This is a genomic window from Bacillus sp. AFS059628 (assembly GCF_002571225.1).
In the GTDB taxonomy this organism is placed as follows: Bacteria; Bacillota; Bacilli; order Bacillales; family Bacillaceae_G; genus Bacillus_A.
Genome location: NZ_NVEC01000010.1, coordinates 10,620 through 16,647, shown reverse-complemented (window position 1 = coordinate 16,647; position 6,028 = coordinate 10,620). Strand labels below are relative to the sequence as shown.

Genomic DNA, 6,028 nt, shown 5'->3' with positions numbered 1-6,028 from the left:
ATTTTGAGGTGGGGGTCTTACTGCCCGTTAATGCGGGATAAATATGCGCTTTTTCACGAAACCGGATCTAATAGTAATCGTTTCTTCCTCGACGATGTATATTGTCGAAAACCAACTCCACATGAATAATATGGCTAATGGGATTGTAAAAAATAAAAGAAAATACTCTCTCCCTGCAAATAAAGGAGCAAAACACGCTCCAATGACAACGAAAAAAATCGGATATAACCAGACATCTTTTTTTGATGGAAACTCCATTTCCCTCCCCCTTCTACGCCCGTATTTCTATAAAACAAAAAGAGAAGTATCACCACTTCTCTTTTCTCTCTTAACATTATAATTCCTGTGTATACGCTGGCTCGTTTACTACATTTTTTGCCGTTCGCTTTTGTTGCTGTAGTAAGAAAACAGATACACCAAACAATACAAGTATGCTACCGATCACTTGCATGGCATTTAATCTTTCCCCGAGTAAGAAGAAAGCTAGTATTGATGCTCCAACTGGTTCACCTAAAATACTCATTGAAATTGTTGTTGCATTTACGTAGTTTAATAGCCAGTTATTAATGACGTGTGACACTGTCGGCACGACCGCAAGTAAAAGAAAAACGGTCCAATCCCACTTCGTATAACCTATAAAAGGCACTTGCAATACTATATTATAAATCCCCATAAAAATACCTGCGAATGCAAAGACTGTAAAGCTATAAATCCAGTGTGATACTTTCTTTACTGTCGTTTGTCCGATAAATAAATAACCGACAACTGCTATTACACTTAAGAAGGATAATATATCTCCATAAATTGCTTGTTCACTTAGTCCTAAATCCCCCCACCCAATACACATTACGCCTAATATCGCAATTCCCATTGTCGCAATAGCTGAGTATGTTGTTCTTTCTTTAAATAAGAAAAAACCTCCAACTAAAGATACGATTGGCTGAAGCGCTAATATAATCGTCGAACTCGCAACTGTCGTATGCTTTAAAGATTCAAACCATAAAAGAAAATGAAGTGCTAAAAAGAAACCAGATCCAATTAAAAGTCCCCAATCTTTTATTTGAATCTTACTAAACTCTTCCCGTTTTTTCCAAACAATAGGCAACATAATAAGTACGATAATCCATAATCGATACATGCTTAATATGGAAGATGGTGCTGAGGACATCTTTACAAAAACTGCTGCGAATGAAATGGCTATAATGGAAATAGCTAATGGTAGTGCAATCGATCTTTCTTGTTTCAAATTCCGTCTCCCCTCTCACCTGTCAAAAATCCCACTTCATTATATCCGTTTTCTTTCCTAACTTAAATACTAATTTTTTAGATTCTTCGTACCATTATGGTAAAATAGAAACGAAAGCACCTATTAGTGAATATTTCTTTCTTTTTCACTACAAGCGTCGCTCTTACAATCATTACAGTAAATTTTTATTTAGGGGGATCCACATGAATCAAACAATAGGGAGAATTGAAGAGATTTCATTTTATAGTGCATCACTTCAAGAAGATGTTACACTTCTCGTTTACTTACCAGTAAATTACACACCACTGCACAAACATACAGTGGTCATTGCACAAGATGGTAGAGATTATTTTCAGCTCGGTAAAGCGCACCGTGTAATTGAGCGCCTTCGTGAAACTGAAGAAATTGACCGTACAATTATTGTCGGTATTCCATATAAAAATGTACACGATCGTAAAGAAAAATATTTCCCAAATGAAGTGAAAAACGCTTCTTATATTCGCTTCCTTGCTCATGAACTTGCACCATATATCGACGAAAATTATCCAACGTACCAAATGGGAAAAGGTCGTGTGTTAATTGGTGATTCTCTTGGCGGGACAGTTTCCTTTATGACTGCACTTATGTATCCGCATACATTCGGTAAAGTTGTTATGCAATCACCATTTGTGGATGAAACAGTGATGAATTTAGCGAAAGAATTCAAAAATCCGGAGGCGCTAGAACTTTATCACGTCATTGGAACAGAAGAAACAGCTGTAAAGCGCACGGATGGACAAGTATCTGATTTCGTAGGGCCGAACCGTGAGCTTAATACGCTTCTGACAGATAGAAATTTCATTACACATTACGAGGAATTTGAAGGTAATCATACGTGGAAATATTGGCAAACTGATTTACCGAAAGCTTTCTCTCATATGCTATCAATGAAATAATAGAGAGCGGTATTCAGAATAATTTGATATAATAGATTGAGAGAGTTATTTTCTCAAAATCTAACTAGACTTACAAAGGGAGGAATTGGAACATGAAATTAGGCATTGTAATTTTTCCATCTAAAATGATTCAAGATAAAGCGAACGGATTGCGTAAACGTTATGATCCGCACTACGCATTAGTTCCGCCACATATTACATTGAAAACACCCTTTGAGACGCAAGACGAACAATTAGAATCGATTGTAAACGAGTTACATACAATCGCAAGTAAAACGAACCCTTTTACCCTTCATGTTGGAAAAGTTGGTTCATTCGCACCTGTTAATAATGTTCTTTATTTTAAAGTAGAAAAAACACCGGAACTTACTTTCTTAAATGAGGAAATGCACAGCGGGTTCTTTACACAAGAACGCGAATACGCTTTCGTACCTCATTTAACAATCGGACAAGGCTTATCTGATGCAGAGCATGCTGATGTACTAGGTCGATTACGTATGAAGGATTTCTATTATGAACAACCAATTGACCGCTTCCATCTTCTATATCAATTAGAAAACGGAACATGGACTGTACACGAAACATTCCGCCTTGGAAAGGGGAACAACTAATTTGCATGCACAGATCGTACAAACGGAAGAACAACTAAGAGATGCATTCTCTGTACGTAAGCAAGTATTTGTAAATGAGCAGCAAGTTTCTGCCGAAGAAGAGTATGATGAGTTTGAAGAAACTTCTATACACGTTGTTATATATGATAATGATGTTCCCGTTGGTGCTGGGCGTTTTCGCACCATTGATGGGATTGGGAAAATGGAACGCATTTGCGTAGTAGCTTCCCATCGTAAAAAAGGCATTGGAAAAATTGTTATGGATGCACTTGAAGCATATGCGAAGGAACACTCGTTACAAAAATTGAAGTTGCATGCTCAAACACATGCTGAAGATTTCTATAAGAAACTTGGATATGTAACGAGTTCTGATGTATTCATGGAAGCAAATATTCCTCACGTCGTTATGATAAAAGAATTGTAATTTGAAAACAGGAGGTATCCCCTCCTGTTTTTTACATTGCTATTTTCTTTTTCTTCCGCTAAAGTTAAATGTTGATGCTATAGTTTTGAAGGTGAATATATGACACAAGAAAAATTTTCACAAAAATCATTAACGCACGCTGATATTCCACGTGCAACATATCATATTCCAAAAACATCTACCCATTTAATTATGGAAGAAGATGCAGATGCGGCGTATTTCCGTGCTCTCGAACAACAAAATGTATTTTTAAACGAAAAACAATTAGAGGCCGTACGAACGACAGAAGGTCCTGTTCTGACATTAGCTGGTGCCGGAAGCGGGAAAACATCTGTTTTAACAACTCGCGTAGGTTATTTAGTAAATGTAAAACAAGTTCATCCGCGAAATATTTTATTGCTTACATTTACACAAAAAGCGGCTGAAGAAATCCGAAATCGTGTAGCGAATTTACCAGGTATGAATCATGCCGTAAGTAGCTACGTTGTTGCTGGTACGTTCCACTCTGTCTTTTTAAAATTGCTTCGTAGTCAAGGATATAATCAGCAAATTTTAGCAAATGAAAAACATAAACAAATTATGATAAAGAAAATTTTAAAAGAATTGCGTTTAAAAGACGCTTATGATGCTGAAACGATGCTCGCGATGATTTCACTTGAGAAAAACAAATTGAATCGCCCGAAAGATGTACGAGCAAAAACACCTGTTGAACAAGAATTTAAAGAAGTATACGAGCGTTTTGAAGAAGTGAAACAACGATATAATTATATTGATTTCGATGACATCCTATTAGAAACATATTATATGTTAGAAAATAATGCTCCTTTGCTTACCCAATTACAACAACGTTTCCACTATATTGAAGTAGATGAGTTTCAAGATACATCGTATGCACAATATGAAATTGTAAAATTGTTAGCTTCGCCAAGAAACAATTTGTTTATCGCAGGTGATGACGATCAGGCAATATACGGCTGGCGAGGAGCGAGCCACCAAATTATTTTATCTTTTCCAAAAGAATTCGATAACACTACGATTATCGCACTGAATACAAATTATCGATCCAATCCTTTTATCGTCGGACTTGGAAATGAAGTGATTAAACTAAATCAAGAGCGCTTTGATAAAGAGCTATATTCTGTACGTGAAGAAGGTGTACAACCTTTTTACGCAAGACCAGCTACGACGCTTGATGAAGCAAATCAAATTTTGCAGCTCATTCAAGAAAAGGTAGATACCGGTGAACGAAACTATAAAGATTTTTGTTTACTGTATCGCACACATTCTGTAAGCCGTTCATTACTTGATCAGCTTACCATTCACAAAATCCCGTTTATTAAGCACGGGGCGAGTCAGTCATTTTATGAACATTCTTTAATTAAGCCTGTATTAGATCATTTAAGACTGGTGATTGAGCCGTTTCGATTAGAATCACTTTCAAATATATTACCAACGATGTATATTGGGCGTGATGATTGTATTTCCTTTATTGAACGTGAACAATGGAAATATGGTGAAGGCCGTTTTCCTTCTCTTCTTCATTTCTTATTATTAAATCCGAGCTTAAAACCTTTTCAAGTGAAAAAGGTAAATGAGCGTATCGATTTTATTAAATTTATAAAAGAACTAGAACCGAAAAAAGCATTAAAGGAAATTATTCATGGTAAAGGAAAGTATTTAGAGTACTTACAAAGTAACGATCGTTCTTCCTTTACGATGCATAAAGATATACAAGAAGAAATGTTAGAAGAATTAATGGAGTCGGCAAATCGTTTCACCGATATTCCATCTTATTTACAATTTATTAATGAAGCAATTCAAGGTCAAAAGGAAATGGAAGCATTAAAAACAATGCCGCAAAAAGATGCTGTTTCGCTTATGTCTATTCATAACGCAAAAGGTCTTGAATTTCCATGCGTCTTTTTACTTGGAGCGAGCGATGGTATTCTGCCCCATACTTCTTCTTTAAAAGATGCAAATGATCGTGTTACAGAGACTTCTGAAGCTTTAGAAGAAGAACGCCGACTACTTTATGTCGCTATTACACGTGCAAAAGAAGAACTTTACATTTCCTCTCCGCAATTTTTCAGAGGAAAAAAATTAGATATATCTCGTTTTTTATATACTGTTCGAAAAGATTTACCTGAAAAGACATCCACGAAATAAGGATGTCTTTTTTTATATTGCATTATGTACATCCCTACTATATAAATTCCTTGTTTTGATCGTAAGAATTAACGTAATATCAGCCATATCCCGTTCATATTGTAATAGTGTATGTCAGAACTCACGATAAGGAGTGAACATAATGAGCTGCAATTGTAACGAAGATCATCATGACCATGATTTTGATTTCAACTGTGTATCCAATGTCGTTCGTTTTATACATGAACTACAAGAATGTGCAACGACAACATGTGGATCTGGTTGCGAAGTTCCATTTTTAGGTGCACATAACAATGCATCAGTAGCCAATACACGTCCCTTTATTTTATACACAAAAGCCGGTACACCATTTGAAGCATTCGCACCATCTGCGAGCCTTACTAGCTGCCGTTCTCCAATTTTCCGTGTCGAGAGTATAGATGATGATGATTGCGCTGTATTACGTGTATTAAATGTAGTATTAGGTGACGGGTCCCCTGTACCACCTACTGACGATCCAATCTGTACATTTTTAGCTGTACCAAATGCAAGATTAGTATCAACCTCCACTTGTATTACTGTTGATTTAAGTTGCTTCTGTGCTATTCAATGCTTACGTGATGTTTCTATACAAAGCTAAATAATGATTTAAGCATGGATTGGGTGG

At 36.2% G+C, this 6,028-nt stretch carries 6 protein-coding genes and 1 pseudogene; 5 read left to right on the top strand and 2 right to left on the bottom strand.

Features of this window, described 5'->3' with window-relative positions; all coding sequences use genetic code 11:
- Nucleotides 1-36 precede the first annotated feature (36 nt).
- Nucleotides 37-258, bottom strand: a pseudogene (locus tag COL05_RS06075) (PH domain-containing protein); the annotation flags it as partial.
- Between the two features lie 76 nt (nucleotides 259-334).
- Entirely contained in the window at nucleotides 335-1,246 is a 912-nt protein-coding gene (locus COL05_RS06070; RefSeq protein ID WP_098667945.1) for a DMT family transporter, read from the bottom strand.
- A gap of 203 nt (nucleotides 1,247-1,449) precedes the next feature.
- Between COL05_RS06070 and COL05_RS06065 the strand changes: the two genes are divergently transcribed.
- The 5 genes from COL05_RS06065 (at nucleotide 1,450) to cotY (ending at nucleotide 6,001) form a co-directional block, all read left to right on the top strand.
- Entirely contained in the window at nucleotides 1,450-2,181 is a 732-nt protein-coding gene (locus COL05_RS06065) for an alpha/beta hydrolase (RefSeq protein ID WP_098667944.1), read from the top strand.
- 92 nt (nucleotides 2,182-2,273) lie between these two features.
- Entirely contained in the window at nucleotides 2,274-2,792 is a 519-nt protein-coding gene (locus tag COL05_RS06060) for a YjcG family protein (RefSeq protein ID WP_000765878.1), read from the top strand.
- Between the two features lies 1 nt (nucleotide 2,793).
- Nucleotides 2,794-3,216, top strand: a complete 423-nt coding sequence (locus tag COL05_RS06055) for a GNAT family N-acetyltransferase (protein WP_098667943.1) — start codon at nucleotides 2,794-2,796, stop codon at nucleotides 3,214-3,216.
- A gap of 99 nt (nucleotides 3,217-3,315) precedes the next feature.
- The gene (locus COL05_RS06050) at nucleotides 3,316-5,382 is read left to right on the top strand and encodes an ATP-dependent helicase (RefSeq protein WP_098667942.1); all 2,067 of its coding nucleotides are present in this window, start codon (nucleotides 3,316-3,318) and stop codon (nucleotides 5,380-5,382) included.
- A gap of 142 nt (nucleotides 5,383-5,524) precedes the next feature.
- Entirely contained in the window at nucleotides 5,525-6,001 is a 477-nt protein-coding gene (gene cotY, locus COL05_RS06045) for a spore coat protein CotY (protein WP_098667941.1), read from the top strand.
- Nucleotides 6,002-6,028: the final 27 nt, after the last annotated feature.

Coding starts and splice junctions, on each gene's coding strand:
- COL05_RS06050 (WP_098667942.1), top strand. CDS start 3,316: ATGACACAAGAAAAATTTTCACAAAAATCATTAACGCACGCTGATATT.
- cotY (WP_098667941.1), top strand. CDS start 5,525: ATGAGCTGCAATTGTAACGAAGATCATCATGACCATGATTTTGATTTC.
- COL05_RS06065 (WP_098667944.1), top strand. CDS start 1,450: ATGAATCAAACAATAGGGAGAATTGAAGAGATTTCATTTTATAGTGCA.
- COL05_RS06060 (WP_000765878.1), top strand. CDS start 2,274: ATGAAATTAGGCATTGTAATTTTTCCATCTAAAATGATTCAAGATAAA.